Below are 24,496 nucleotides of genomic sequence, written 5' to 3' on the forward strand. Positions count from 1 at the left end.
ATGGGATCGATTCACGGGACCCCACCCGGACGCGGCACGTTGCTGCCACGGTCGGCCGAGGGCACGGCCGGACGGCCTCCAATCTCACTTCCGATAAGGTTCACTTATCGGAAGTCACGGTCAATCCACCCAATAGCGTTGCGTTGTGGCCTATAACGTTTGATCCAACGGAATGGTGCTACGATATTGCCGTGACGACGACGGAGACCTCCGCGCTGACCTGCAACTACCCCGGCTGCACGCGACCGGTGTTCCGGGGGACCGGGCCGGGGCGGCCCGCGGAGTACTGCGACCTGCCCGAGCACACCCGGTGGCGGGCGTGGCGGGAAAGGCAGCGGTTGGCGCAGGCGGCGGAGGGCGAGAAGGAGGTCGTCACCGTGACGAAAGGCCCGCAGGGGATCACCGCGGGCAAGATCAGGGCCGAGGAACTGTTGGAGCGGTTCCGGGTGTTGACCGAGCAGCTGTCGACGACGTTGACCGGTGCGGTGGCGGAGTTGTCCGCGATCGCCGACCCGAGCGTGGCCGAGAGCCAGGTGCAGGCGGTGGAGGCCGAGGCCGCACGGCGGGTCGCCGAGGCGGAGGCGGCGGTCGCGAAGGCGGAACGGCGCAGGCGTGACGCCGAACGGGCACGCCAAGCGGCGGAGGCGACCACCGAGGACGCGGTGCGGGCCGCCGAACAGGCCGAGCAGGACGCCGAAGCCGCCTACGGGCAACGTGACGCCGCACGGGCCGAAGCCGATGCCGCCGTCGAACGGGCCGAAGAGGAGATCGCCACCATCCGCGTGGAGGCCGCGGCCGCCGTGGACGAGATCCGGCGGGACGCCCAAGCCCAGGTGGAGCAGGCCAAGGCCGACGCCGTCACGCACGCCGAACAGGCACGGCGGCAGGCGGTGCGGGAAGTCGACCAGGTCCGTGCGGACGCCCAAGCTCAGATCGACCAAGCCCGACACGACGCGCAGGCCCAAGTCGAACGCGCCCAAGCCGAAGCCCGAGCCCAGGTCGCCCAGGCACGAGCGGACGCGCAGAGTCGCGTCGACCAGGCCGTCGCCGAAGCCAGGACGAGCGTCGAGCAGGCCCAGGCTGCCGCACGCGCCGAAACCGCCGCCGCGAACGAAGCCCGGATCAAGGCCGAACGCGCCGAACAATCCGCCGACGACGCCCGCACCGAACTGGCCCGCGCCCGAGCCGAGCTGACCGACCAACGCGAAGCCCACCGCGCCCAACTCGATCAAGCCGAACGCGCCGCCCGCGAACGCCTCGACGCCCTCGAAGAAGCCCGCGCCCAGACCCTCGTCCGGGCCGAACGGGCGGAACGCCAACTCGACCGACTACAAGCCGAACTGGACGCGCTGCGAGCGGAACGCGCCTGAACGACGCAGCCCACCGCCGGCCCGTGCGCTGAAGCACGACGCGCCGAGGTCGTGCGTGCCGGGCGCGATCTTGCCCTCCCGGGCCGCGAGAGGGGGTCGGGTCGTGCCCTCGCGGCCCTTCTTCCCGCTCGATCGTGGCCGGCAAGGTGAGATGCGATCACGTCTCCCGGCCGCCCAGGAATGGAGGGCTTGTGCGCGCGCAGGACCAGGAACCGGTCGGCACGTCCCGGACACAGCCGACGCGGGCTGCCGACCCGGCGCCGATGTCGTGGGACCCGGCCATGCCCCTGACTCCGCAGGCGATCGCGAACCTGCAACGCACCATCGGCAACGCCGCCACGGGCCGTCACATCGAAGCTCGGCAGCGACAACCGCACTTCCACGAGGACGGCAGCGCGCACCTCCGGCCCGTGCAGCGCTCGGCCGTGCCGGAGGTGCTCCGGTCGCCGGGCCGCCCCCTCGACGACGACACGCGCACCGAGATGGAGAACCGGCTCGGCGCGGACTTCTCCGAGGTGCGCCTGCACACCGACGCCGCCGCGCGGGCTTCGGCGGCGGAAGTGGGTGCCCGCGCCTACACCTCGGGCCACCACATCGTCACCGGCACCGCAAGCGTGGACAAGCACACCCTGGCCCACGAACTCACGCACGTCATCCAGCAGCGCCGGGGTCCGGTCGCGGGCGCCGACAACGGCGACGGCTTGCGGATCAGCGATCCCGGGGACCGTTTCGAGCGGGAAGCCGAGGCCACCGCCCGACGGGCGCTGAGCGGGGCCGATCCCGCCAAGGCCGCCGGGTCGTCGCAGGGGTCCGGTGCGGGCACGCCGGCGGTCCAGCGGATGCCCCTCGAGACACCCGCCCAGTGGTGGCTCGCGTTCGACGGGTCCGGGTTCTCCTGGCGCAGCGACGCGGTCGACCCGGTCCTCCTGCGGGAAGCCCTGCCGGCCGAACGCGAGTACGCCGCCAACTCCACCGCGCACCACCTCGAGGCGGGTTATGCGTCCCCCGACGACGTTCCGGTCTACGTCGTCAGGAGGTTCCGTCAAACGGTGGCGTCGGGTGCGGACGACCGGGACGCCGGGCTGCGGGCCGGCGATCGGGTCGCCCGCCTCACGCATCGTGCCGCGGCGGAAGGCGGCAGCCCGCACGTGGCGTCCACGGTGTTGCCGGACGGCTCCCTGGGACTGGCCGGCAACACCGGCAGGGCTCACGTCACCAGCAACGACGCCGTGGAGATGGACGAAGCCCTCCGGGAGCCGATCAGCGCGGAAGACGACAACCGTCGCCAGACGAAGGACGCGGTGAAGTTCGGCGCGACGGTGTCCGGTGACTACGGCTCGGCGCACCCCGAATCCGCGTCCCTGCCTGGGTGGACGGCGGCCATCCGCGACGCCCGCGCCAACGGGGCCAGGTACTTCGAACTCGATCAAGGCGGCTCCGGGTCGCAGCACGCCGAACTCACGCTGCTCGGTCAGCACGTCGAGAACTGGCAGTCCGGCAACGCCCGGAACGTGCCCGCCGAGATCCAGCTGGGCGGCGTCAAGATGTCGTGCGCGGCCTGCCAGTGGGCGTTCGAGGCCACCAACAGGCACATCGTCCCCATCGGGTACACGGTCGTCGCCTCGGGATCGCACGGGCAGCCGTTCAACGGCTGGATCATGCCGAAGTGGCTGGAAGCGAACCCGGCGGCCAAGAAAGAGGTCGAGGAACGGGCGAAGCCGGCGGGCGGCTACTTCGAGGAGAACGCCGACGGCTACCGGGTGCTGTACTTCGACGAGGAGGTCGACAACGCCGTCCACGGACCGCCGCACTCCGACTCCGAGTGGGAGGAGTCCGACACGAGAGGAAACCCGCTTCCGTAGGCGGCGCCGGCGGCCGACCGTCCCGGAGAGGTCCGGCTCGTCAGCCCAGCCTGACCGGCTTGCCCACCAGGCTCGTCGCCACCACCCGGTCCACGCCGGGCAGCGCGGACAGCCTCATCGCCACCCGCCGCGCCCGCAGCCGCCACGGCGACGCGGGCAGGAACCATCGCGCACCCGACCGCGCGACCTGCTGCTTCTCCACCACGACCGGCCGCCACGCGCGTTCGTACGCGGCCAGGTCGTCCAGGTGTTCGGACAGCACGTACGCGCCGCCGATCCCGAGCGACGCGCCCTGCCCGGCCAGCAACGACACCGCGCCGCACGCGTCTCCGACCAGCACCACGCGCCCGGACGACCACCGCGGCAGCTCCACCTGCGCGACCTGGTCGTAGTAGACGTCCTCCGGGCACCGCGCCAACGCCCGCGGCACGACCCAGCCCAGCGACCCGTACGCCCGGACGATCTCCGCACGCGGGTCGGCGGGCAGGTCCGGTGACGGCGTCCGGTGCACGGTGAACGCCGCCACCCGTCCGTCGCGCAACCCGTAGAACCCGACCTGGCGGCCCACGGTGTCGGTGACGCAGAACCGGCCGGCCACCAGCGCGTGGACCGCGGGATCGTCGAACGTGAACGCCGCGGTGTGGAACCCCAGGTAGCGCACGTGCCCGTCGCCGAACACGAGCCGCCGCACGGTCGAGCGCACGCCGTCCGCGCCGACCAGCAGGTCACCGGACACCGCCGACCCGTCGGCCAGCCGCACGCGGACCTCGGCCTCACCGTCCTCGACGCCGACCACGCGGGCGCCGAACCGCAGCGCCACCCCGGCGGGCAGGTCCTCGCGGAACGCGCGCTCGATGTCCGGCCGCATCACGCTCACCAGCCGCCCGTTCACCGCCCGTGCCATCCGGTCGAACCGCAGCCCCGCCACCCGACGCCCGCGCGCGTCGACGTACGCGGCCTCTGCCACCCGGTAGCCGAGGTCGAGCAGGCGCGGCAGCACGCCCATCCGCTCGGCCGCGTCGTAGCCCGGCCCGAAGAAGTCGATCATGTACCCGGACGTGCGCGGCCCGGCGGCCTGCTCCACCACGACGACCTCGTGCCCGAGCGTCCCCAGCCGGTGGGCGAGCGCGAGCCCGGCGATGCCCGCTCCGCTGATCAGGACCTTCATCGCAGCACCCTCCCCAGCACGGGCACGACGACGTCCGCCGTCAGGTCCGGCGACAGGGCCCGGTGGAGCAGCACGCCGTCCACGGCCGCCGCCAGCACCGCGGCGGTCTCCGTCGGTGTCGGCACGTCCCGCGCCTGCAGCCACGCGGCGAGCGTGCGGCGGAACTCCACCAGCACCTCGCCCACCGCCTGACGCAGTTCGTCGTTGCGGGTCGCGGCGAGGAACGTCTCGGTGAACAGCTCCTGCCCGCCGTGCCCGTCCAACGCTTCCAGTAGCAGCGTCAAGGCGTCCGCCGGCGTCGCAGCGCGCTCCAGCACCGACGCGAGACCGTCCACGGCGGACCGCAGCGCGCCGACGGCGGCCTGCACGAGCACCGCCTGCGTGGAGTCGAAGTGGTAGTGCACGACACCGGATCCGACGCCGGCGCGTTCGGCGAGCATGCGGGTGCTCACCGCACCCCAGCCCTTCTCGGCGATGAGCTCGGCGGCGGCGTGCAGCAGCCGTTCGGGAACCGTCATTGGACGATCGTACTGGACGATCGTCCAAACCCGGAGCCGATCTCAGAGGCGGACGTCCCCGGTCACGCCCGCGAACTGCAACAACCGTGCGCCTTCGGCTTCCACGTCGGCCTTCTGGGCACGGGTCAACGGCCGGAACACCTCGATGTCCAGCCCGTCGCCGGCGAGCTTCCAGACGCCGTGCACGAAGCCGTCCACCAGCAGCGTCGGCTTGCCGCCGATGACGATCCCCCGCCGGTAGTCCTCGTCGGAGATGACGCGGGTGCGGTCGTCGTGGCCGAGCAGCACGTTGTCGAACTCGGGCAGGAACCGCGCCGGCGCGGGCGTGTCGGGGTCGGGCAGCGGCGCGTCCGGCAGGTCGTACAGCGTCCGGCCGCGTTCGTCGGTGAAGACCCGCAGGTCCATGGCCTCGACCACGGACTTGAGGCGGCTCATTCCCGCCCACGTCTGCACGTCCTTGACCGAGGCCGGACCGAACGCGGCCAGGTAGCGGCGCACGAACTCCTCGGTCGACGCGGCGGGACCCACGGGGCCGAGCCAGTGGGCCGCCGTGGTCCACCGCGCCACCCCGGACCGCCCCCAGACCGCGCGCGGCGGGACCTGCACGGACGGCACCAGGAAGCTGCCCGCGTAACCGAGTGCGTTGGCGTCGCGGTCGGGCCACCGCGCGCCGAGCAGGTCGCCGATCTCGCGCCGGGTGCGCGGAGCCTCCTCCAGCAGCGCGGTGACGGCCTCGGTGAAGTCCTCGACGTCGAGGCCGTCCATCACGAACCCGAACGGCGAGGACGCGAACCGGCGGTGCAGGAACGGCCGCAGCAGGGGTTCGAACCGGCCGTGGTCGGCGGCGGTGACCAGGTGGATCGTGGCGCGGTGCAGCGACGCCCGGACCACCCGCCGGTCCAGCAGGAGCGACCCCAGTTCGTCGGCCTCGAACGACCGGATCCGCGACCACAGGCCGTAGTAGGGCGAGAACGGCTCCTGCGCCTGCATCCCGACCAGGTGCTCCACCACGTCGCACGCGGTCCGGTCCACCCGTTCGAGCAGGAACTGGCGGTGCAGGGTCGCCCGGTTCAACGCCCGGGTCGTCAGCTTCTCGGTCACGACGCCAACCTAGGCGGTAATGGGGACAGGTACGGTCCTCATTGGACCCGCACGCCCATCCTGAACAGGCGCTCGCGCGTCTGCTGGGTCAGCGGGTGATCCCAGCCGGCGAGGCGGTGGTAGTCCTGGAAGAGCCCGATCAGCAGCTGCGCGGCTTCGGTGCGCCGGTCCGACTCCCACAACGCCGCGGCGAGGTCGCTGCACGTGTCGAGGGTCAGCTCGTCGTCCCGCCCGAACTCCCGCAGGCACCGCGCGTGGGTGTCCTCCAGCAGCGCCAGGCCGCGCGGCCGGTCGTGGTGGGTGAACAGGATCGAGCCCAGCGTCTTGGCGCTGACCAGCGTGTCGGGGTCGTCCGGCCCGTCGGCCGCGGTGCGCAGCCGGTAGGTCTCCTCCAGCAGCGCGGTGCCCTCCTCCACCTCGCCGCGCATGACCAGGGTGGTGCCGAGGTTGTGCGCGCACGCGAGCGTGGTCGCGTCCTCCGGCCCGAGGGAACGGCGGTAGCGGGTCAGCGCTTCGCGGTGCATCGCCTCGGACTCCGGCAGCCGGTGCAGCCGGTAGAGCACGCCACCCAGCACGTCGTACAGCTCGACGGTGCCCGGCTCGTCGGGGCCGAGGTGGCGTTCGACCTGGCGCAGCAGGGCGCGCAGCTCCGGTTCGGCCTGCTCGTCCAGCCCCTGGTCGAGCAGGCCGAACACGCGGTCGCCGTGATCGAGCACGTCCTGTGGCAGGTCCACCGATCCTCCTTCGTCCTCACACGCCCGAGTGCACGAGCGACGCCCAGGTGATGGGTTGTCGTGGGTGTTCGTCGCGCAGCCTGCGCACGGCGTGGTGCAGGGCGACGGCCGCGTCGGTCGGGTCCAGCGCGCCGTCGCGGCTCAGCTCGCGGTAGACGTCGGCGGTCACCGCGGCGGCGCCGGCGGCGTCCACCGACCACAGCGTGCCGATGACGTGCCGCCACCCGAGGTACTGCAGCGCGCCGGCCAGCGTGACCGCTTCGTCGGGCACGGCCAGCGCGCCGCGCGCGGTGTGGCAGGCCGACAGGAACGCGAACTCGCCGCGTGCGGTCACCTCGCCCAGGTCGGCGACGGTGAGCCTGCCGTCGTGCAGCTCGATCCCGCCGTCGGACGGGCTGTCGGGGTCCTGGGTGCCGTGGCAGCTCAGGTGCGCCCACGCGGCGTCGCGCAGCGCGTCGCGCACGGTGGCGCGGGTGGCCTGCTCGTCGCGCAGCACCCGTGCGCCGGGGAACGTGCGGGCGACGACGTCCAGTTCCTCCAGCACCTGCGGCAACGGCGGCTGTCCGGGTGTGGTGGTCAGGCCGACGGCGAGGAAACCGGTGGCGGTCGTCGCGGCGCGGTCGCGGCACTCGACGAGCGCCCGCAGCGTCGGCGTGTAGGAGGAGACGACGTGGTCGAGCAGGCCGGGTCCGCCGCGCGGGCCCGCCGCGTGCAGGGGCAGCAGGGCGAGGATGCCCGCGGGTGACCACCAGACGCGCCGCACGGGGCCGAGGGCGTCGAGCACCGGTCGTGCCACCTCGTGCCACAGCCAGTCCAGGATGCTGACGAGGTGCTGGTTGAGCACCACGCGGGCGGTCGGGTCGTGGGTGGTCTCGTACTCCTCCAGCGCGACCAGGTAGCGGGTGGCGCGGGCGAGCACGGTGGCGTGGTCGATCCGCAGCGGCAGCACGGTGACCTGGTCCGCGGTGACGATGATGGCGTCGCCGCGCCACTGGCTGACGTTCACCACGACCACGGGCCCGTCGGCGGCGGCGCGGCGGAGGTCGGCGGCGCGGGGTGGGCGCAGGAAGTGGGTGAAGCCCGGCAGCGCCCGGATCCGGTCGAGCAGCTCGTCGCGTTCCTGGGCAAGGTGCAGCCTGCGGTCGGCGATGCGGCGTTGCCACGGGTCGGGGTCGTCGGGCCGGCGCCGCAGCGCGGTGTCGAGCTCCACGAGCCGGTCGGCCGCCTCGGGGTCGACGGCCCGCAACGCGGTCAGGCCCTCGCCGGCGTCGAGCAGCTGCGACCAGATGACGCCCCGGGCCTGTTCCAGCAGTTCCAGCGCCCGGTCGGGGTCGCCCGCGTGGAGGGCGCAGCTCGCGGCCTCCGACGCCAGCCCGCTCCACCGGGCCAGGCGGCGTTCCCGCACCACGCGGTCGAGGCCGTGGGTCGTGGCCGGTCCGAGCAGGTCGACGGCGGCGGTGTAGCCGTTGAGCGCGGTGTTCCACAGGGCGTGGTCGGCCGCCGTCTCGGCCCAGCGCACCGCCGCGGCCGCGCGGTCGGACGTGGTCGCGGAGAGGTCGGCCGCCACCTCGCGGCACAGCGCGACGATCTCCTCGACGTGGTCGGCGGGCAGGCCGCGGACGAGGTTGAGCGCGGCGAACGACCGGCTGACCGGGTAGGTCATCGCCTCGCGGTAGCAGCGCATCGCCTCGTCGCGGTCGGCGGTGTCACCGGTCGCGAGGCCGCGCAGCCAGAGGGTGTTGGCCAGGTCGTTGAGGTGGGTGCCGCGGCGGCGGTCGTGCGGCCCGGCGCCGGCCAGCACCTGTCGGCGCAGCTCCACGGTCCGCGTCAGCTCCTCGTGGTCGCCGACCACCGCGGTGGCGTCGTTCGGCGCGACGAGCCGCAGTTCCAGCCGCCGGCGGCCGATGAGCGGCGAGGTCCGTTCGACGACCCGGTCCGCGAGGGCGTTGGCCAGGTGTCCCTGGTACTCGGACAGCCAGGGGCTCCCGGGCCGGCAGTGGTCCACGGCCGAGGTGAAGGCCTCGACCGCCTCGTCCAGGGCGGACGGGTCGCCGGTGAACCGGTACCGGACCAGGCACACGCGGCCGAGCACGTCGAACGCGCCGGGCAGGTTCACGTGTCCCTGGCCGGCCGTGGCCACGGCGTGCCGGGCGGCGGCGTCGGCGTCGGCCAGGTCCTGGGGGTCCTCGGTCCGCTCGGACCGCACGAGGAGGGCGTGGGCGAGGTTGGCCAGGCTGCTGGTGCGGAACGGGCTGTCGGTGCGGGTGCGCCGCACCGCCTCGGTGAGTTCGCGGACCGCCTCGTCCAGGTCCGCCATCCGCCCCGAGGCGTGGAACCTCGTGACGAGGCTCCCGGCCAGGTTGGAGCGGTACAGCGGCTCGTCGGACGCGGCCAGTGCCGTGCGGGCGTGCGTGATGGCCTGGTCGAGGTCGTCGGTGTCGCCCCGCAGTTCGTAGCGGACGCCGAGGGCGCCGCTGAGGGCGGTGAGGCACACGGCCTGGTACCCGGTGTCCGACGGCCGGGTGTAGCGCACGGCCTGGGTCGCGAACTGGATGGCCTCCACGATGTCGAGGGCGTCGCCGGTGTGGTGGGCCCGTGAGCTGAGCACCGTGGCCAGCGTGGTCAGCCGGCGCCCTTCCTCGCTGCTGCCGGGCAGGCAGTGCCGTGCGGCGGCGCGGGCGACGTCGACGGCGCGGTCCAGGTCGGCGAGGTCGCCGGTGCGGTCGCCGCGGAACTGCAGGGCGGTGGCGAGGTTGGCCATGTCGGCAGATCGGCGCGGCTCGTCGGGCGGGTAGACGTCGACGACGCCGCCGAGCAGGTCGACGACCTCGTCCAGCTTCGCCGGGTCGTCCACGTCGCGCAGGGCCTGCAGCAGCGTGACGGCCCGTGTGCGCCAGTGCTGGGGTCCGGCGAACTGCGACTCGATCGAGCCGGCGCCGCCCAGGTGGGGGCGCACGTCCTCGGGCACGGCGTCCGGGGCGCCCAGGTGCACCACGTGGTAGAGGCGCAGTGCCGTCCACAGCTCGGAGGTGGCTTCCGGGTGGTCGGGGTCGGCGTGGTAGCGGCACCAGTGCAGGCGGGCCAGGGCCAGCGCCTCCTCCGGCGTGCAGCCGCCGTCGGACATCGCCCGCCGCCAGAGCGGCGCGGCCCCCGTGAGCACGTCGCGGCCGAGGACGGCGTCAACGTCGCCGTGCCGGGTGAACCGCTCGACGCGCCGCAGCACCTCTTCCAGCACCTGGCACCCCCGCACGACGACGCGCACGTAGAGTAGTCCGACGATGATCGCGGGCGCAGGTGTTCCGCGCGGGGGAGGTCGGGTTGAGCAGCGCCGAGGACCACGCGGCGATGGCGTGGTTGTGCGCCGCGTTGCCGCGCCTGCGGGCCGGTGCGCACGGCGACGAGCTGGTGCTCGCGGGCATCGAGGAGGCGGAGCGCGAGGTGCGGGACGGCGTTCCGGCCGCGCAGGTGTGCCGCGACCTCGGGTACGACCCGTCGCCGGTGCCGACCAAGTCCGGCGGCCTGCCCGTGCTGACCGACTTCGGGCTCGACCCGGCCCGGGTGGAGGGCAGTTACCGCTGCCCGACGCGGCGCTGCCCCCGGCGTGCCGACCCGGACGGGAACGGGCGCGAGCCGCGGTGTGAAGTGTTCGACGCGCCCATGATCCTGCGCGCGGGGTAGCCGGCGTGACGACGTTGTTGTCGGAGCTGGGCAAGAAGCTGGCCGACCGCTGGCTCACCACCCTGGTGCTGCCGGGGCTGCTGTTCGTGGCGGCGGTCGTGGTGGCCCGTCTGCTCGGCCACCGCCACGCCCTGGACACCGCACGGCTGGCCGCCGAACTCGACCGCGTCACCAGGGGCGTGTCGGCGAAGCCCGCCGTGATCGCGCTCCTGGTCGTCGGCGTCCTCCTCGCCGCCACCGCGGCGGGCCTGCTCACCCAGGCGGTCGCCGCGGGTGTGCGCCGGACGTGGACCGCGCGCCGCCCGAAGCGGCTGGTCGCGTGGCGGGCGAACCGCGCGGAGGCCGCGCTCGACCGCTACCGCCCGGCCAGGCTGACGCCGATCGGCGACCGGTTCCGGCTCGCCGACGAACGCGTGGACGTGCAGTTCGGCCTGTCGGTCGCCTTGGCGTGGCCGCGGTTGTGGCTGCTGCTCGGCGAGAGCACCGCGGCCGCGTTGACCACCGCGAACGCCCGCTACCGCGCGGCCACCGAGACCACCGCCTGGGGCGTGCTCTACCTCGCCCTGGGCACGGTCTGGTGGCCCGCCGCGGCGGCGGGCGTCGTCACGGTCGTCGTCGGCTACCGCCGCGCCCGGGTCGGCGGCGCGGTGCTGGCCGACCTGGTGGAGGCCGTGGTCGACGTCCACCAGCGGCAGCTGGCCGAGGCCGTCGGCGTGGAGCTGCCGCACGGCCGCGTCACCCCGGCGGAGGGGTTGCGCATCAACGACATCCTGAACAAGCGGGCGTGACGGTCAGGCGGTCGCGTTGACCTCCCGGCGCAGCGCGACGGCGTCCGCCCGGATCCGCTCGGGCGGTTCGCGGTCGATCAGGACGCGGCGCATCAGAGCGGCAACGGCGGGCTGATGTTCGGGGGTGAAGCCGCGGCGGGTGATCTCCTGGGTGCCGATGCGCAGGCCGCGCAGCCCCTCGTCGATGCGCTGCCACGGCAGGCTGATGCCGCTGAGGTAGATCCCGGCCTCGCCGAGCAGCACGGCCGCCGCGTCGCCGCCGCCGAGGGTGAGGGCGTCGATCGCGAGGTGGTGGGAGCGGGTGAAGACGCCGTCGTGGCGGGCGACGTCGAAGCCGTTGTCGGCCAGCGCCGCACCCAGCGCCTGCGCGTTGGCGATGCACGCCCGCGCGTAGTCGGGGCCGTGTTCGGCCAGTTCGGCGGCGGTGACGGCGAGCGCGCCGAGGCGTCCGGCGTCGTAGTTGGCGAGCATGCCGGGGTAGGCGACGTTCGAGACGCGTTCGGCCAGCTCGGGGTCGCGGGTGACGACGCAGCCGCCGGACGGGCCGCCGAACGACTTGTAGGTGGAGAACGTCATCAGGTGCGCGCCCTCGTGCAGCGGGCGCTGGAACTCCCGGCCTGCGACGAGCCCGGCCATGTGGGAGGCGTCGTAGACGAGGACCGCGCCGACCTCGTCGGCCGCCGCGCGCACCGCGGCGACGTCGTGCGGGAACAGCATCAGGCTCGCGCCGATCACCACGATCCGCGGCCGGTGCACCCGCAGGAACCCGGGCAGCGTCGCGTAGTCGATGTCCAGCTCGTCGGGCAGGTACGGCAGGTCGACCACGGTCAGGCCGCGGATCGCGGGCACGCCCTGGGCGTGGTGGCTGGCGTGGCCGCCGGCGAACTCGGGCAGCACCGCGATCTTGTCGCCGGCGCGGGCGAACGCGGTGTAGACGGCGAGGTTGGCCAGGGTGGCGCTCTGCAGCCGGACCTCGGCGAACCGGCCTTCCATGAGGGACGCGACGAGCATCGGCGCGAGGACTTCGAGGGTGTCCAGGTGGTCGAGGCCGACCTGGTACTTCTCGCCGGGCCAGCCCATGCTGGGCCGGCTGGACACGGTGGCCCGCACGGTCGCCGCGGCGGCGGGGCTGAGCACGTTGGTGCCCGCGTAGAGCACGATCCCGTCGTCGTCGACCTGGGCGGCGTGCGCTTCGAGGGCCTTGCCGACGGCGGCCGCGACGCCGGCGGCGGTCAGGTCGGCGGAGACGGCGGCCTCGACCTCGGCGAGCCTGCGTTGCGCCTGCGGTGAGGCCCAGGGTGCGATCCTGCTGTTCGTCACGATCGATCACGCTAGGGCGTCGGCGTCGGGTGGGGCGACCGTCCGGGGACTGGAGTTGTTCCTACAGTTGTCGGAATGCAGGAGCTGCTGGACGAGCTGTCCCGGGTGCTGGGACGCGGGGTGTCGGTGGACGACGTGGCGGGCCGGGTGGTCGCGCACAGCGCCCAGACCGACGACGTGGACCAGGCGCGGGTGCGGGCGATCCTGACCCGGCGGGTGCCCGCGGACGTCGCGGCGTGGCAGGAGCAGCACGGCGTGGCGACCGCGACGGGGCCGGTGCGGGTGCCGGGGAACGCGGCGTTGGGGTTCGAGCAGCGGGTCGGTTTCCCGTTGCGGCACAACGGGGTGCTGGTCGGCTACCTGTGGGTGCTCGGCGACGTGCCGGAGCTGGACCTGGGTGGGCGGTTGGCGGCGTTGGCGGCGCAGGTGCCCGCCGGTGAGCGGGCGCCGGTGCGGGTGGTGGTGGCGTTGGAGCCGCGGGTGGTGCGCACGGTGCCCGCCGCCGACGCCCTGCCGGACCTGCCGGGTCACGTCGGGGTGAGCGACCCGCACCCGCCGGACCGGACGGGCGCGGCGTACCAGCAGGCGTTGGCGGCGGCGGAGCTGGCGCGGCTGGACCCGGCGTTGCCGGATCGGGTGCGGTGGTCCGAACTGGGCGCGTACCGGCTGCTGCTCGGCGCGTCGCCGGACGAGGTGCTGGCCGGGCTGTCGGACGTGCTGCTGCGGACGTTGGAGGTGTACCTGGACTGCGGCTGCGAGGTGCGCGTCGCGGCGGAACGCCTGCACCTGCACCGCACCAGCCTGTACTACCGGCTGGGCCGGATCGCCGAGCTGACCGGCCGCGACCTGTCCGACGGCGGCGCCCGGCTGGAGCTGCACCTGGCGCTCAAGCTCGTCCGGTTGGCGCGGCGTCCGTAAGGTCGGTGTCGTGCTCCTGTGGATCAACGGCCCGTTCGGCGGCGGCAAGACCCAGACCGCGCACGAGCTCCAGCGGCGGCTGCCGGGCAGCTTCCTCAGCGACCCCGAGCACGTCGGGTTCGCCCTGCGCCGGATGACGCCGCCCGCGCTGCGCGGCGACTTCCAGGACCTGGTGTCGTGGCGGCGGGGCGTGGTCGAGGTGCTGGACCGGGCGTTGACCGGCCACGACGGGGTGATCGTGGTGCCGATGACGGTGGTGGAGCCCGCCTACTTCCGGGAGATCGTCGGCGGGTTGCGCGACCGCGGCCACGACGTGCGGCACTTCGCGTTGCTGGCCGAGCGGGAGACGGTGGTGCGGCGGCTGCGGGAACGCGTTTTCGGGCACGCGGCGCAGGTCGTGCTCGGCAAGGACGTGCCGCTGCGGCGGGAGAGCTTCGCGCTGCGGGTGCTGGACCGCTGCCTGGAACGGCTGCGCGAGCCGGAGTTCGCCGAGCACGTGTGGACCGACCACATCACGGTGCCGCAGGTCGCGGACCGCATCGCCGCGTCGGCCGGGCTCACGTTGGCGCCGAACACCGACAGCCGGCTGCGCGGCCGGGTGCGGCGGACGTGGACTTCGGTGAAGCACATCCGCTTCGACTAGCGGCACGATCCGGCGGCCCCGACACGATAGGGTGATCAACTTCTCTGACCGCTGTCAAGGAGTGCCGTGCCCGATCTCGGCTTGTTGCTGTACTTACCGCACCGCGAGCTGGAGAACCGGGTGTTCGCCGCCCTGGCGGAGGCGGGGTTCGACGACGTGACGCCCGCGCAGGCGCGGGTGTTCCACCGGATCGACCCGGACGGCTCGCGGCTGACGGAGCTGGCGGAGGCCGCCCGGATCACCAAGCAGACCGCCGGGTTCCTGGTCGACCAGCTCGAACGCGCCGGTTACGTGGAGCGCGGCCCGGACCCCACCGACGCGCGGGCCCGGCTGATCCGGGTCGCCGAACGAGGGCGCGCGGCGGTCCCGGTCTGCCTGGCCGCGATCGCGGAGGTGCAGCGGGAGTGGACCGCGCACCTGGGCCGGCCGCGGATGGCGGCGCTGCTGGACGCGCTGACCAGGTTGCGCGAGATCACCGACCCGGGCCGGTAGCGGCCGGGCAGGTCGGCGGGCGCGGCTGCTCGCCGTGGCCCAGCTCGACGCGGATGTCGTCGTTGTCGGCGAGGACGACCACGGTGCCGCGGTCGCGGGTCCAGCCGTCGGACACCAGGAAGTACTTGGCCCCGACCTTGGTGAGCAGGCGCAGGCCCAGGTAGCGGAACCGGTAGCGGGAGCCGTCGGCGGGCAGGGGTTCCTCGCAGGCGCCGGGCGCGGTGATGTGCAGGCGTTCCCGGGCGTAGACGACGACGGCGGTCTGCCCGCGCACGTCCTCGGCGTAGGCGCGGGCCAGTTCGACGCCCCGGACCTCGGCGTAGTTGCCCGCCGACCAGAACAGCGAGAGCGACACGACGGCGAAGACCAGCACCCTGGTCCACGTCGGGTGCTCGTCGGGGCGGCGCAGGCGGCTCGCGTACAGCGACAGCAGGATCCCGCCGCCGACCGCGAGCGGGAACGCGTAGAAGCTGGTGACCGGGAACAGCAGCCCGAGCGCCACGGTCACGGCGGGCAGGATCAGCCAGGCCAGCGACAGCACCACCGACAGCGCCCGTGCGCGGCTGCCGGGCCGGTCGCTCGCCGCGCGGACGCGGGGCTCCAGCCACCGGCAGACCAGGGCGATCCCGACGACGACCGCCAGCAGCAGGAAAACCGGTCCGACGCTGCGCAGCACGTAGTCCGTGGTGGACATGCCCAGCACGGAGCTGTCGATGCCCAGCTCGCGGGCCTGCACGTCGCTGCGCCGCCAGCCGAAGTACACCAGCAGGCCGGTGAGCACGGTGACGTTGGCCAACGCCTCACCGACCCGCTGCACCGCGTCCGGCTGGCCGGAGCCCTTGTCGGGCGCGTCCCGGTCGGCCGGGCTGGTCATGACGTCGTCGTGGTCGTGGTGGTGGTCGTCGTGCGGGTGGTGGTGGTCGTGGTCGTCGTGGTCGTGCCTGTCGGAGTGGTGGTGGTCGTGGTGGTGTCGGTGCGCGGGTCGGCGCGGTCCGTGTCGTCCGGCCACCTCGGCGGCCGGCCCTCGGCGCACGGGAAGCTCTCGGGCGCCTGCTGCTCCAGGACGCTGCGCACGGCCTGGTAGGTCGCGCAGTCGACCTCGCCGCTGCCGTCGGAGCCGCGGTTCATCGCCCAGCCGTACCGGGAGGCGCGGTCGAACATCGCGCGCCCGGCCGATTCCCGGCCCCCGCACAGGTGGACCCCGGCCTGGTAGAGCAGGACGTTGCGCGGGCTCGTCATCGAGCTCCACTGGTCGTCCAGGATCGCCTGGGCCTCCGCGCAGGCTCGAGCCTTCAGTGCCGTGTACACGTTGTCCTCCGGGAAGCTCGGCGAGTCCGGTCCCTCGGGGAGGAACCAGCCGTACCGGGTGCCTCCCTTGGTGGTGGTCGTGTCCGAACCGGTGCCGGTGTGTCGGGTGGTGGTCGTCGGGTCGGTCGCGGTGTCGCCGCCCGGGCGGTCGAACACCCCGCTCTCGCACGAGGTGACGCCGACGACGATCGCCACCGCCACTGCTCCTCTGGTGATTCGCGCCCACATGAGCCGGCCTCCTTCACCATCACTCCCCGAGCTAGGAGGGTGATGCGAAGGGTGGGGATACGCGGGCCCATGCACCCGATCGTGTGGACGAGGGTTACGAGGACAGGAACCGGTCGAGGACGCGGGCGCCGAAGCGGAGGCCGTCCACGGGCACGCGCTCGTCCACGCCGTGCGGCATTGCGCGGTAGTCGTAGCCGGCGGGCAGGGACAGCGGGGCGAAGCCGTAGCAGTCGATGCCCAGCCTGCTGAACGCCTTGGCGTCCGTGCCGCCGCCCATGCAGTAGGGCACGACCACGGCCTCGGGGTCCTCGGCGCGCAGGGCGGCGGCCATCGCGTCGAACCACGGCGAGTCGATCGGCGCCTGCACGGGCGGTTCGTCGGCGATGAACTCGCGCCGCACGTCCGGGCCGAGGGCGGCGTCGATCGAGGCCAGCAGCTCGTCCGTAGTGCCGGGCAGGGTGCGCACGTCCAGTTCGGCGGTGGCGCTGCCGGGGATGACGTTCACCTTGTACCCGGCCTGCAGCACGGTGGGGGTGGCGCTGTTGCGGACGGTGTTCTCCACCAGCCGGGCGGCGGGCCCGAACCGGGCGATGGTGGCGTCGACGTCGGACAGGTCGACCGGCACGTCGAGCGCGGCGCCGACCCGTTCGATGAACGCCCGCACGGTCGGGGTGAGCCGCACGGGGTGCTCGATCGCGGCGACGCGGGTGAGCGCGGCGAGGAGCTTGACCACGGCGTTGTCGTCGTTGCGGCGGGAGCCGTGCCCGGCGCGCCCGGTGGCGGTGAGCCGCAGGTGGGAGGTGCCGCGTTCGGCGGTGCCGATGGGGTAGACGCGGTGGTCGCCGACGGGGTAGGAGTAGCCGCCGGACTCGCTGATCGCGGTGGTGCAGCCGGCGAAGAAGTCGCGGTGGTGGTCGACCAGCCACTGGGCGCCGAACTCGCCCTGGTCCTCCTCGTCGGCGACGAACGCGAGCACGATGTCGCGGCGCGGCCGTCGTCCTTCGCGGGACCAGTCGCCCAGCACGGCCAGGACCATGGCGATCATGTCCTTCATGTCGACCGCGCCGCGGCCCCACAGGTAGCCGTCGCGCTGGACGCCGGCGAACGGCGGCACGCTCCACTCGGCGGCGTCGGCGGGCACCACGTCGAGGTGCGCCTGCACGAGCAGCGCGGGCAGGTCCGGTTCCGTGCCGGGCACGCGGGCCAGCACGTTGCCGCGGCGTGGCGCGGGTTCGAGCACGGTGGCCTGCACGCCGACGGCGTCCAGGTGCGCGGCGACGAACTCGGCGGCCTCCCGTTCGCCGGCGGACTCGCCGCCGCCGCGGTTGGTGGTGTCGAACCGCAGCAGCGCGGCGCACAGGTCGACGACGTCCTCAGCCATAGATACCCTCCACCGCCCCCGCGGCGATCGCGGTGACGACCTTGAACGCCTGCATCGCCAGGGTCATGGATGCGGCGTCGAACCCGACCCGGCGTGCTCCGATCTGCTCCACCGTAGGGACCACCGCCGCGGCGGCGGCCAGGTGGGTGGCGTCGAACTCCACTTCGACCCGGTGCGGCGCGACGGCGGCCGGTCCCCGTCCGGCGCGGCCCATGGCCGTCCGGGCGGCCGCGGTGATCAGCTCGGAGGTGACCCGCGGGGGCGAGCAGACGGCGGCGTAGCGGCTGACGCACTCCTTGACGGCGACGAACCCGGCGCCGGGCGCGTAGTCGCGGGCGTCGTCGCACGCCTTGTCGTCGCCGGTCACGAGCAGCACGGGGACGCCGTGCTCGGCGGCCAGCGCGGCGTTGAGCCTGCCCTCGCTCGCGGGCACGCCGTCGAGCCAGACACCGGTGATGGAGTTCTCCAGGTAGGTGTGCGCGAGCACGCCCTCCTGGCCCGCGCCCGCGTGGTAGCCGAGGAACACCACGCCGTCCACGCCGGAGTCGACGCCCTGCATCATCGACAGCGGCTTGTGCCGCCCGGTGAGCAGCCGTGCCCGGGTGTCGAGGTCTTCCAGCAGGAGGTTGCGCTGGGACGAGTGTGCCTCGTTGACGAGCACGTCGGTCGCGCCGCCCGCGTGGACGCCCGCGACGCAGGCGTTGACGTCGCCGGTGAACAGCCGGCGGAACCGCTGCCACTGCTCGGTCTGCGGGACGACGTCGGCGGTCCAGGTGACCCCCGTCGCCCCTTCCATGTCCGCCGAGATCAAGATCCGCATGGGTTCACCGTACCGAGGCGATGTCGGTTCTTGACGTGTGCCACGACGTAGTGGTTACTTCTTGACTTCCACTCACGGGCGGGAGGCGGTCACTGTGGGTATCCGGCGATTCGGCGCGGTCACGGCGGCGATGACATTGGTGGTCTTGCTCGCGCCGACACCGGCGCAGGCGCAACAGGCGGTGACCCTGCGGGTGGCGATCACCCAGCAGGTGGATTCGCTCAACCCGTTCCTGTCGGTCTTCCAGGCGGGCACCGAGGTCGGCAGGCTCATGTACGACTACCTGACCGCCTACGACGTGAAGGACCAGCGCCCCGTGGAGGGCCTGGCCGACCAGTGGGAGTCGTCGGAGGACCGGCTGACCTGGACCTTCCACGTGCCCGAGGGCAAGAAGTGGTCCGACGGGCAGCCGATCACCGCCGAGGACGTCGCGTTCACCTACGACCTGATGATGCGCGACGAGACCGCCGCCACCGCCAACGGCAGCTTCACCGCCGACTTCGAGTCGGTGACCGCGACCGACGACCGCACCCTGGTGATCAAGACCAAGCAGCCGCAGGCGACGATGCTGGCGCTGGACGTGCCGATCGTGCCCGCGCACGTGTGGTCGAAGGTCGCCGACATCGGCGAGTACCGCAACGACCAGACGCCCGTCGTGGGCAGCGGGCCGTTCATCCTCACCGAGTACCGGGCCAACGAGTTCATCCGGTTCAAGGCGAACAAGGACTACTGGCGCGGCGCGCCGAAGTACGACGAGCTGACGTTCACCTACTACAAGACCGCCGACGCCGCGGTGCAGGCGTTGACCAAGGGCGAGGTCGACCTGGTCAACCGGATGGGGCCGGCGCAGTTCGACTCGCTGAAGGACAAGGACGGCATCACGCGCAACCAGGCGCAGGGCCGCCGCTTCAACGAGATCGTGATCAACTCGGGGGCGGCGACGCGCACCGGTGAGCCGATCGGCGACGGGCACCCGGCGTTGAAGGACGTCGTGGTGCGCCGGGCGATCGCCAAGTCGCTGGACCTCGACGCGATCATCGCCAAGGTCAACGGCGGCTACGCGCAGCGCGGCACCGGCCCGATCCCGCCGGTGTTCGGCGACTACCACCTCAAGCCGGAGCCCGCGCACCCCTACGACCCGGCCGCGGCGAACGCCGAGCTGGACCGGGCCGGGTACGCGCGTGGCGCGGACGGCATCCGCGTCTCGCCGCAGGGCAGGCGGATGGAGCTGCGGCTGCTCGGGCACGCCAGCCGCGCCTACGACGAGCAGACCGGCGAGTTCGTCAAGCGGTCGCTGGCCGACCTGGGCATCGTGGTCGACGTGCAGATCGTGTCGGACAACCAGCTCAACGAGGCCGGCACGGCCGGGACGTTCGACCTGCAGTTCTCCGGCTGGGGCACCAACCCCGACCCGGACTTCATCCTGTCGCTGCACACGTGCGGCCAGCGGCCCAACGCCGACGGCAAGGGCGGCACCACCGACACGTTCTTCTGCGACGCCGAGTACGACGCCCTCTACGCGCAGCAGCGCGCCGAGTTCGACCCGGCCAAGCGCCGCGAGCTGGTGTTGAAGATGCAGCAGCGGTTCTACGACCAGGTGCCGGCCGTCGTCCTGGGCTACGACAACGCGCTGGAGGCCTACCGCAGCGACAAGTTCGCCTCGTTCCCCGTGCAGCCCGACCCGGGCGGCGTGATCATGGCCCAGAACGGCGTGTGGGGGTACTACGGCGCGACGCCGGTCGCGTCGGCGGGCTCGGACACCGGCTCGAACACCGGCCTGGTGCTGGGTGTGGTCGGCGGCGCGCTGGTCGTGCTCGTGGGCGGCGCGTGGCTCATCGGCCGGCGGCGCGGGCTGCGCGCGGAGGACCGCGAGTGATCCGGCACCTGGCGGGCAAGGTCGGCGGCGCGCTGGTCAGCCTGCTGTTCGTGGTGGCGCTGGGGTTCCTGCTGTTCCGGGTGATCCCCGGCGACCCGGTGGTCGCGATGACCCGCGGCCGGCCGGTGACCGGCGACCAGCTCGCCGAGCTGCGCGCGCGGCTGGGCGTGGACAAGCCGTTGGACGAGCAGTTCGTCGACTACCTCACCGCGGCGCTGCGCGGCGACTTCGGCACGTCCTACGTCTACAGCCGGCCGGTGCTGGAGCTGATCGGCGAAAGGCTGTGGCCGACCGTGCTGCTGACCGGCACGTCCACCGTGCTGGCCGTGGTGATCGGGCTGTGGCTGGGCATCCGCGGCGCGTGGCGGCGCGGATCCCGGTCCGACCGGGTCTCCACCGGGCTGGCGCTGGCGCAGTGGGCGATGCCGACGTTCTGGCTGGGCATGCTGCTGTCGCTGGCCACCGGCGACCTGTTCCCCAGCGGCGGCATGCGGTACCCGGACACCCCGCCGGACTTCCTGTCCCAGGCGGTGGACGTGGCCCACCACATGGTGCTGCCGTGCCTGACCATGATCGCGGTGGTCTACGCGCAGTACCTGCTGGTGATGCGGTCGTCGTTGCTGGAGGAGATGCACGCCGACTACCTCACGACGGCGCGGGCGAAGGGGCTGCGCGACGACCTGGTGCGGCGGCGGCACGCCGTGCCCAACGCGTTGCTGCCGACCGTGACGCTGGTGTTCCTGCACCTGGGGCTCGTGGTGTCGGGCGCGATCACGGTCGAGACGGTGTTCTCCTGGCCCGGGCTGGGGCTGTTGACCTACGAGGCGCTGACCGGCCCGGACCTGCCGCTGCTGCAGGGCACGTTCGTGGTGCTGGCGGGAGCGGTGATCACCATGAACGTGTTCGCGGACCTGCTGTACCGGGTCCTGGACCCGCGGGTGCGTGCGTCGTGACGGCGATCGCGTGGCAGCGGCGGCAGGCCGCGGCGCGGGCGACGTGGCGGGAGTTCGCCTCCCAGCGCGGCGGCCTGGCCGGGCTGATCGGGTTGGCGGTGATCACGCTGCTGGCGGTGCTGGCGCCGTGGGTGACCGACGCGTCCGGGCTGGACGTGACGCGGGTGACCGCGCGGCCGTGGGAGCCGCCGTCGTCCTCGCATTGGCTGGGCACCGACCACAACGGGCGCTCGGTGCTGCTGCTGACCTGGTGGGGCACCCGGATCTCGCTGGTCGTGGGGCTCGCGGCGACCGTGTTGTCGGTGCTGATCGGTACCGTGGTCGGGATCGCGGCGGCCCACTTCGGCGGGTGGGTGTCGGCGGTGCTGATGCGGTTCACCGACTTCTTCCTGGTGCTGCCGTCGTTGGTGCTGGCGATCGCGCTGTCGACCGTGCTGCCGCGCGGGCTCGGCACGATCGTGCTGGCGATCGGGGTGACGTCGTGGCCGGCGACGGCGCGGCTGGTGCGGGCCCAGACGCTGGCGGTGGAGGCGCGGCCGTTCATCGAGCGGTCCCGCGCGTTGGGCGGCGGGCACGGGCACGTGATCGGGCGGCACGTGCTGCCCGCCGTGCTGCCGCTGGTGTTCGTGAACACGACGTTGACGGTGGCCAGCGCGATCGTGGCGGAGTCGACCCTGTCGTTCCTGGGGTTGGGCGACCCGACGCGGGTGTCGTGGGGGTCGCTGCTGCACGCGGCGAACATGCACGGCGCCGTGTCGCAGCGTGCGTGGTGGTTCCTGGTGCCGCCGGGGCTGGGCGTGGTGTGCGTGGTGCTGGCGTTCACGCTGTGCGGGCGGGCCCTGGAGACGGTGCTCAACCCGCGGCTGAAGGGGGAGCGGTGAGCAGCCTGCTGGAGTTGCGCGACCTGAGCGTGCACTACCGGACCGCGCGTGGCGAGGCGACCGCGGTGCGGTCGGTGTCGCTGGAGCTGGAGGCCGGGCAGACGCTGGGGTTGGCGGGGGAGTCGGGGTGCGGCAAGTCGACCGTGGCGATGTCGGTGCTGCGGTTGCTGCCGCGCAACGCCCGCGTCGAGGGCGAGGTGCTGCTCGACGGCGAGGACGTGCAAGGCATGTCGTGGGGCCGGCTGCGGGCGGTGCGGTGGGCGGCGGCGTCGGTGGTGTTCCAGGGCGCGATGCACGCGTTGAACCCGGTGCACCGGGTCGGTGAGCAGATCGCCGAGCCGATGCGGCTGCACGGCGTCACCGGGTCGGTGTCGGCGCTGCTGGACCAGGTGGAGCTGCCGGCGCGGGCGGCGCGGGCGTACCCGCACGAGCTGTCGGGTGGGCAGAAGCAGCGGGTGATGATCGCGATGGCGCTGGCGTGCGAACCGCGCCTGGTGATCGCGGACGAGCCGACCACGGCGCTGGACGTCGTGGTGCAGGCGCAGGTGCTGGACGTGCTCAAGCGGCTGGTGTCCGAGCGCGGGATCGGGCTGGTGATGATCAGCCACGACCTGTCCGTGCTGGCCTCGACGTGCGACCGGCTGGCCGTGATGCGGTACGGGCAGGTGGTGGAGGAAGGTCCGGCGCGGGAGGTGATCGCGTCGCCGACCCACCCGCACACGCAGGCGTTGGCGGCGGCGTTCCCGACCGTGGGCGATCCGGCGTCGCGGCACGTCACGCCGTCCGAAGCACCGTCGGACGGGCCGGTGCTGCTGCGAGCTTCGGGCGTGCGCGTGTCCTTCGGCGCGACGGAGGCCGTGGCCGGGGTCGATCTGGAGGTGCGGGCGGGCGAGATCGTCGCGCTGGTCGGGCAGTCCGGCTCGGGCAAGACCACGTTGGCCCGCACGTTGCTCGGCCTGCAACGGCCCACGGCGGGCCGGGTGCTGTTCGAGGGCGTCGGACTCCCCCGGTCGGCGTCGGGACTGCGCGCGTACCGGCGGCAGGTGCAGCTGGTGCTGCAGGACCCGACGAGCGCGCTCAACCCGCGGCACTCGGTGTACGAGGCCGTCGCCGAGGGGCTGCGCATCCACCGGGTGCCCGGCGACGAGGCGGCTCGGGTCGCCGAGGCGTTGTCGCAGGCCGAACTGCGGCCGCCGGAGCTGTTCTTCCCGTCGTTGCCGCACGAGCTGTCCGGCGGCCAGCGCCAACGCGTGGTGATCGCGGGCGCGTTGGCGCTGGGTCCGCGGCTGCTGATCGCCGACGAGCCGGTGGCGTCGCTGGACGCCTCCGTGCGCGGCGAGATCCTGGCGCTGCTGCTGCGGCTGCGCCGTGAGCTGGGCCTGGCCGCGCTGGTGATCACCCACGACCTCGGGTTGGCGTGGACGATCGCCGACCGGGTCGCGGTGATGTACCAGGGCGAGTTGGTGGAGCAGGGCACGGTCGAGCAGGTGCTGCTGTCACCGCGGCACGACTACACGCGCACGCTGCTCGCGGCCGTGCCTCACGACCAGCGCAGCACCCGGCCGAACTGGACCAACTCGCCGTAGTGCTCCGGGCGGCGCGCCCCGAGCGCCAGGTCGAGCACCGGCTTCGCCGCCTCGGCCGGACTGGCCGCGCCGCTCATGTCGGAGAACCACGGTCGGGAGGCGTCGGTGTCGACCAGGCCGGGGCAGACCGCGGCGATCAGCGTGCCGGCGGCCGTGTCGTCGTCGCGGCGTTCGGCGGCCACCGCGCGCACGGCGGCGACCTGGCCCACCTTGGACGGGATGTTGATCCAGTCCGGCCAGCCCTGGGCGGCCGCGGTGCCGTCGAGCACGGCGTCGCGCCAGGCGAGCATCGTGGCGTCGACGTCGTCCAGCGACCGTGCGGCGAAGTGCCCGTGCAGGTGGCGGGGCAGTTGGCGCACGGTGCCGAAGGAGCTGGCCACCACCAGCAGCGCGCCGCCGGGGCGCAGCAGCGGGGTGAACGCGCGGAGCATGTGCGTGGTGCCCAGGTTGTTGGTGTCCACGAACGGGCCGACCTGCTCGCCCCACGACGCGCCGGGCGTGAGCCGGGCGGCGGCGTTGGAGAGCACCACGTCCACGCCGCCGTGGCGTTCGCGCAGGTCGTCGGCGAAGGCGGCGACGGCGTGCTCGTCGCTGACGTCCAGCACGTGGGTCCGGATGGCGTCGTGGTCGATGCGCGCGGCGGCGTCGGCGACCCGGCCGGCGTGGCGGCCGGTGAGGTAGACGACGTCGGACGGGGCGGCGCGGTGCGCGAGGCCTTCGGCGAGGGCGAAACCCAGGCCCTGGTTGGCGCCGGTGACGACGGAGATGCGGGTCATGTCGGCCATGATCGCGCACATCCAGGAACCGTTCGGTTCCCGCCTTCCACCCCCTCTGAACTGCACATTCTCCGACTACCGACTTCACGAACGGG

The 24,496-nt window shown here is 73.4% G+C and carries 22 protein-coding genes; 11 read left to right on the forward strand and 11 right to left on the reverse strand.

All coding sequences use genetic code 11. From position 1 onward, the window contains the following. Positions 1-191 precede the first annotated feature (191 nt). Both ADK67_RS51000 and ADK67_RS51005 read left to right on the forward strand, forming a co-directional pair. Positions 192-1,370 (forward strand): hypothetical protein, encoded by a 1,179-nt coding sequence (locus ADK67_RS51000; RefSeq protein ID WP_053717657.1) that lies wholly within the window; start codon positions 192-194, stop codon positions 1,368-1,370. 191 nt (positions 1,371-1,561) lie between these two features. Then, on the forward strand, positions 1,562-3,232 hold the full coding sequence (locus tag ADK67_RS51005; protein ID WP_053717658.1) for an eCIS core domain-containing protein: 1,671 nt from the start codon (positions 1,562-1,564) through the stop codon (positions 3,230-3,232). Positions 3,233-3,272: 40 nt separating this feature from the next. Here the strand turns inward: ADK67_RS51005 and ADK67_RS18435 are convergent, their stop codons facing one another. From ADK67_RS18435 to ADK67_RS18455, 5 genes are read right to left on the reverse strand one after another with little or no spacing between them, the layout of a single operon-like run. Beyond that, positions 3,273-4,400, reverse strand: coding sequence for an FAD-dependent monooxygenase (locus ADK67_RS18435; protein WP_053717659.1), 1,128 nt, complete (start codon positions 4,398-4,400; stop codon positions 3,273-3,275). Continuing rightward, positions 4,397-4,918, reverse strand: a complete 522-nt coding sequence (locus ADK67_RS18440; RefSeq protein WP_053717660.1) for a TetR/AcrR family transcriptional regulator — start codon at positions 4,916-4,918, stop codon at positions 4,397-4,399. The genes ADK67_RS18435 and ADK67_RS18440 overlap by 4 nt, the downstream gene beginning before the upstream one ends. 42 nt (positions 4,919-4,960) lie before the next feature. Beyond that, positions 4,961-6,019 (reverse strand): winged helix DNA-binding domain-containing protein, encoded by a 1,059-nt coding sequence (locus tag ADK67_RS18445; protein ID WP_053717661.1) that lies wholly within the window; start codon positions 6,017-6,019, stop codon positions 4,961-4,963. Positions 6,020-6,057: 38 nt separating this feature from the next. Then, a complete protein-coding gene (locus tag ADK67_RS18450) occupies positions 6,058-6,753 on the reverse strand; it encodes a tetratricopeptide repeat protein (RefSeq protein ID WP_053717662.1) in 696 nt (231 codons plus the stop codon). Positions 6,754-6,769: 16 nt separating this feature from the next. Beyond that, complete coding sequence (locus ADK67_RS18455) at positions 6,770-10,015, reverse strand: CHAT domain-containing protein (RefSeq protein ID WP_053717663.1); 3,246 nt, start codon at positions 10,013-10,015, stop codon at positions 6,770-6,772. A 56-nt stretch (positions 10,016-10,071) separates the two neighbouring features. Here ADK67_RS18455 and ADK67_RS18460 point away from each other — a divergent pair, with 56 nt between their 5' ends. Together ADK67_RS18460 and ADK67_RS18465 are read left to right on the forward strand one after the other, a co-directional pair. After that, entirely contained in the window at positions 10,072-10,431 is a 360-nt protein-coding gene (locus ADK67_RS18460; protein ID WP_157620550.1) for a hypothetical protein, read from the forward strand. A gap of 5 nt (positions 10,432-10,436) precedes the next feature. After that, on the forward strand, positions 10,437-11,219 hold the full coding sequence (locus ADK67_RS18465) for a hypothetical protein (protein ID WP_053717665.1): 783 nt from the start codon (positions 10,437-10,439) through the stop codon (positions 11,217-11,219). 3 nt (positions 11,220-11,222) lie between these two features. On the opposite strand, the gene glyA is transcribed toward ADK67_RS18465, so the two are convergent. After that, positions 11,223-12,539 carry a serine hydroxymethyltransferase gene (gene glyA / locus ADK67_RS18470; RefSeq protein ID WP_053717666.1) on the reverse strand — a complete coding sequence of 439 codons (1,317 nt, stop codon included), beginning with the start codon at positions 12,537-12,539 and terminating at the stop codon, positions 11,223-11,225. A 75-nt stretch (positions 12,540-12,614) separates the two neighbouring features. Here glyA and ADK67_RS54690 point away from each other — a divergent pair, with 75 nt between their 5' ends. From ADK67_RS54690 to ADK67_RS18485, 3 genes are all read left to right on the forward strand, one after another. Further along, the gene (locus tag ADK67_RS54690; RefSeq protein WP_053717667.1) at positions 12,615-13,457 is read left to right on the forward strand and encodes a helix-turn-helix domain-containing protein; all 843 of its coding nucleotides are present in this window, start codon (positions 12,615-12,617) and stop codon (positions 13,455-13,457) included. 10 nt (positions 13,458-13,467) lie between these two features. Continuing rightward, positions 13,468-14,100, forward strand: a complete 633-nt coding sequence (locus ADK67_RS18480) for an AAA family ATPase (protein ID WP_053717668.1) — start codon at positions 13,468-13,470, stop codon at positions 14,098-14,100. A gap of 66 nt (positions 14,101-14,166) precedes the next feature. After that, a complete protein-coding gene (locus ADK67_RS18485) occupies positions 14,167-14,592 on the forward strand; it encodes a MarR family winged helix-turn-helix transcriptional regulator (protein WP_231648246.1) in 426 nt (141 codons plus the stop codon). Here ADK67_RS18485 and ADK67_RS18490 read toward each other — a convergent pair. From ADK67_RS18490 to ADK67_RS18505, 4 genes are all read right to left on the reverse strand, one after another. After that, on the reverse strand, positions 14,573-15,466 hold the full coding sequence (locus tag ADK67_RS18490; RefSeq protein ID WP_053717670.1) for a hypothetical protein: 894 nt from the start codon (positions 15,464-15,466) through the stop codon (positions 14,573-14,575). The two genes, ADK67_RS18485 and ADK67_RS18490, sit on opposite strands and share 20 nt — an antisense overlap. After that, on the reverse strand, positions 15,463-16,128 hold the full coding sequence (locus ADK67_RS52605) for a hypothetical protein (protein WP_197289504.1): 666 nt from the start codon (positions 16,126-16,128) through the stop codon (positions 15,463-15,465). Before ADK67_RS52605 ends, ADK67_RS18490 begins: the two co-directional genes overlap by 4 nt. Positions 16,129-16,222: 94 nt before the next feature. Then, positions 16,223-17,509 carry a M20/M25/M40 family metallo-hydrolase gene (locus tag ADK67_RS18500; RefSeq protein ID WP_053717672.1) on the reverse strand — a complete coding sequence of 429 codons (1,287 nt, stop codon included), beginning with the start codon at positions 17,507-17,509 and terminating at the stop codon, positions 16,223-16,225. Beyond that, the gene (locus ADK67_RS18505) at positions 17,502-18,329 is read right to left on the reverse strand and encodes a M55 family metallopeptidase (RefSeq protein ID WP_053717673.1); all 828 of its coding nucleotides are present in this window, start codon (positions 18,327-18,329) and stop codon (positions 17,502-17,504) included. Before ADK67_RS18505 ends, ADK67_RS18500 begins: the two co-directional genes overlap by 8 nt. 130 nt (positions 18,330-18,459) lie before the next feature. On the opposite strand from ADK67_RS18505, the gene ADK67_RS18510 reads away from it, so the two are divergent. From ADK67_RS18510 to nikE, 4 genes are read left to right on the forward strand one after another with little or no spacing between them, the layout of a single operon-like run. Continuing rightward, positions 18,460-20,205 carry an ABC transporter substrate-binding protein gene (locus tag ADK67_RS18510; RefSeq protein ID WP_082403561.1) on the forward strand — a complete coding sequence of 582 codons (1,746 nt, stop codon included), beginning with the start codon at positions 18,460-18,462 and terminating at the stop codon, positions 20,203-20,205. After that, positions 20,202-21,158, forward strand: a complete 957-nt coding sequence (locus ADK67_RS18515; protein ID WP_331459322.1) for an ABC transporter permease — start codon at positions 20,202-20,204, stop codon at positions 21,156-21,158. Before ADK67_RS18510 ends, ADK67_RS18515 begins: the two co-directional genes overlap by 4 nt. After that, positions 21,155-22,039, forward strand: coding sequence for an ABC transporter permease (locus ADK67_RS18520; protein WP_053717675.1), 885 nt, complete (start codon positions 21,155-21,157; stop codon positions 22,037-22,039). Before ADK67_RS18515 ends, ADK67_RS18520 begins: the two co-directional genes overlap by 4 nt. Then, positions 22,036-23,625 carry a nickel ABC transporter ATP-binding protein NikE gene (nikE, locus tag ADK67_RS18525; protein WP_053717676.1) on the forward strand — a complete coding sequence of 530 codons (1,590 nt, stop codon included), beginning with the start codon at positions 22,036-22,038 and terminating at the stop codon, positions 23,623-23,625. Before ADK67_RS18520 ends, nikE begins: the two co-directional genes overlap by 4 nt. Here the strand turns inward: nikE and ADK67_RS18530 are convergent. Then, a complete protein-coding gene (locus ADK67_RS18530) occupies positions 23,580-24,401 on the reverse strand; it encodes an SDR family NAD(P)-dependent oxidoreductase (RefSeq protein ID WP_053717724.1) in 822 nt (273 codons plus the stop codon). The genes nikE and ADK67_RS18530 overlap by 46 nt on opposite strands. Between the last annotated feature and the right edge of the window lie 95 nt (positions 24,402-24,496).

It is taken from the genome of Saccharothrix sp. NRRL B-16348, from assembly GCF_001280085.1.
Lineage (GTDB): Bacteria > Actinomycetota > Actinomycetes > Mycobacteriales > Pseudonocardiaceae > Actinosynnema.

Bases quoted from the DNA above. Each gene is read 5' to 3' on its own strand.
- ADK67_RS18435 (WP_053717659.1), bottom strand. From the start codon at position 4,400: ATGAAGGTCCTGATCAGCGGAGCGGGCATCGCCGGGCTCGCGCTCGCC.
- ADK67_RS18440 (WP_053717660.1), bottom strand. From the start codon at position 4,918: ATGACGGTTCCCGAACGGCTGCTGCACGCCGCCGCCGAGCTCATCGCC.
- ADK67_RS54690 (WP_053717667.1), top strand. From the start codon at position 12,615: ATGCAGGAGCTGCTGGACGAGCTGTCCCGGGTGCTGGGACGCGGGGTG.
- ADK67_RS18490 (WP_053717670.1), bottom strand. From the start codon at position 15,466: ATGACCAGCCCGGCCGACCGGGACGCGCCCGACAAGGGCTCCGGCCAG.
- ADK67_RS52605 (WP_197289504.1), bottom strand. From the start codon at position 16,128: ATGTGGGCGCGAATCACCAGAGGAGCAGTGGCGGTGGCGATCGTCGTC.
- ADK67_RS18500 (WP_053717672.1), bottom strand. From the start codon at position 17,509: ATGGCTGAGGACGTCGTCGACCTGTGCGCCGCGCTGCTGCGGTTCGAC.
- ADK67_RS18505 (WP_053717673.1), bottom strand. From the start codon at position 18,329: ATGCGGATCTTGATCTCGGCGGACATGGAAGGGGCGACGGGGGTCACC.
- ADK67_RS18510 (WP_082403561.1), top strand. From the start codon at position 18,460: ATGACATTGGTGGTCTTGCTCGCGCCGACACCGGCGCAGGCGCAACAG.
- ADK67_RS18530 (WP_053717724.1), bottom strand. From the start codon at position 24,401: ATGACCCGCATCTCCGTCGTCACCGGCGCCAACCAGGGCCTGGGTTTC.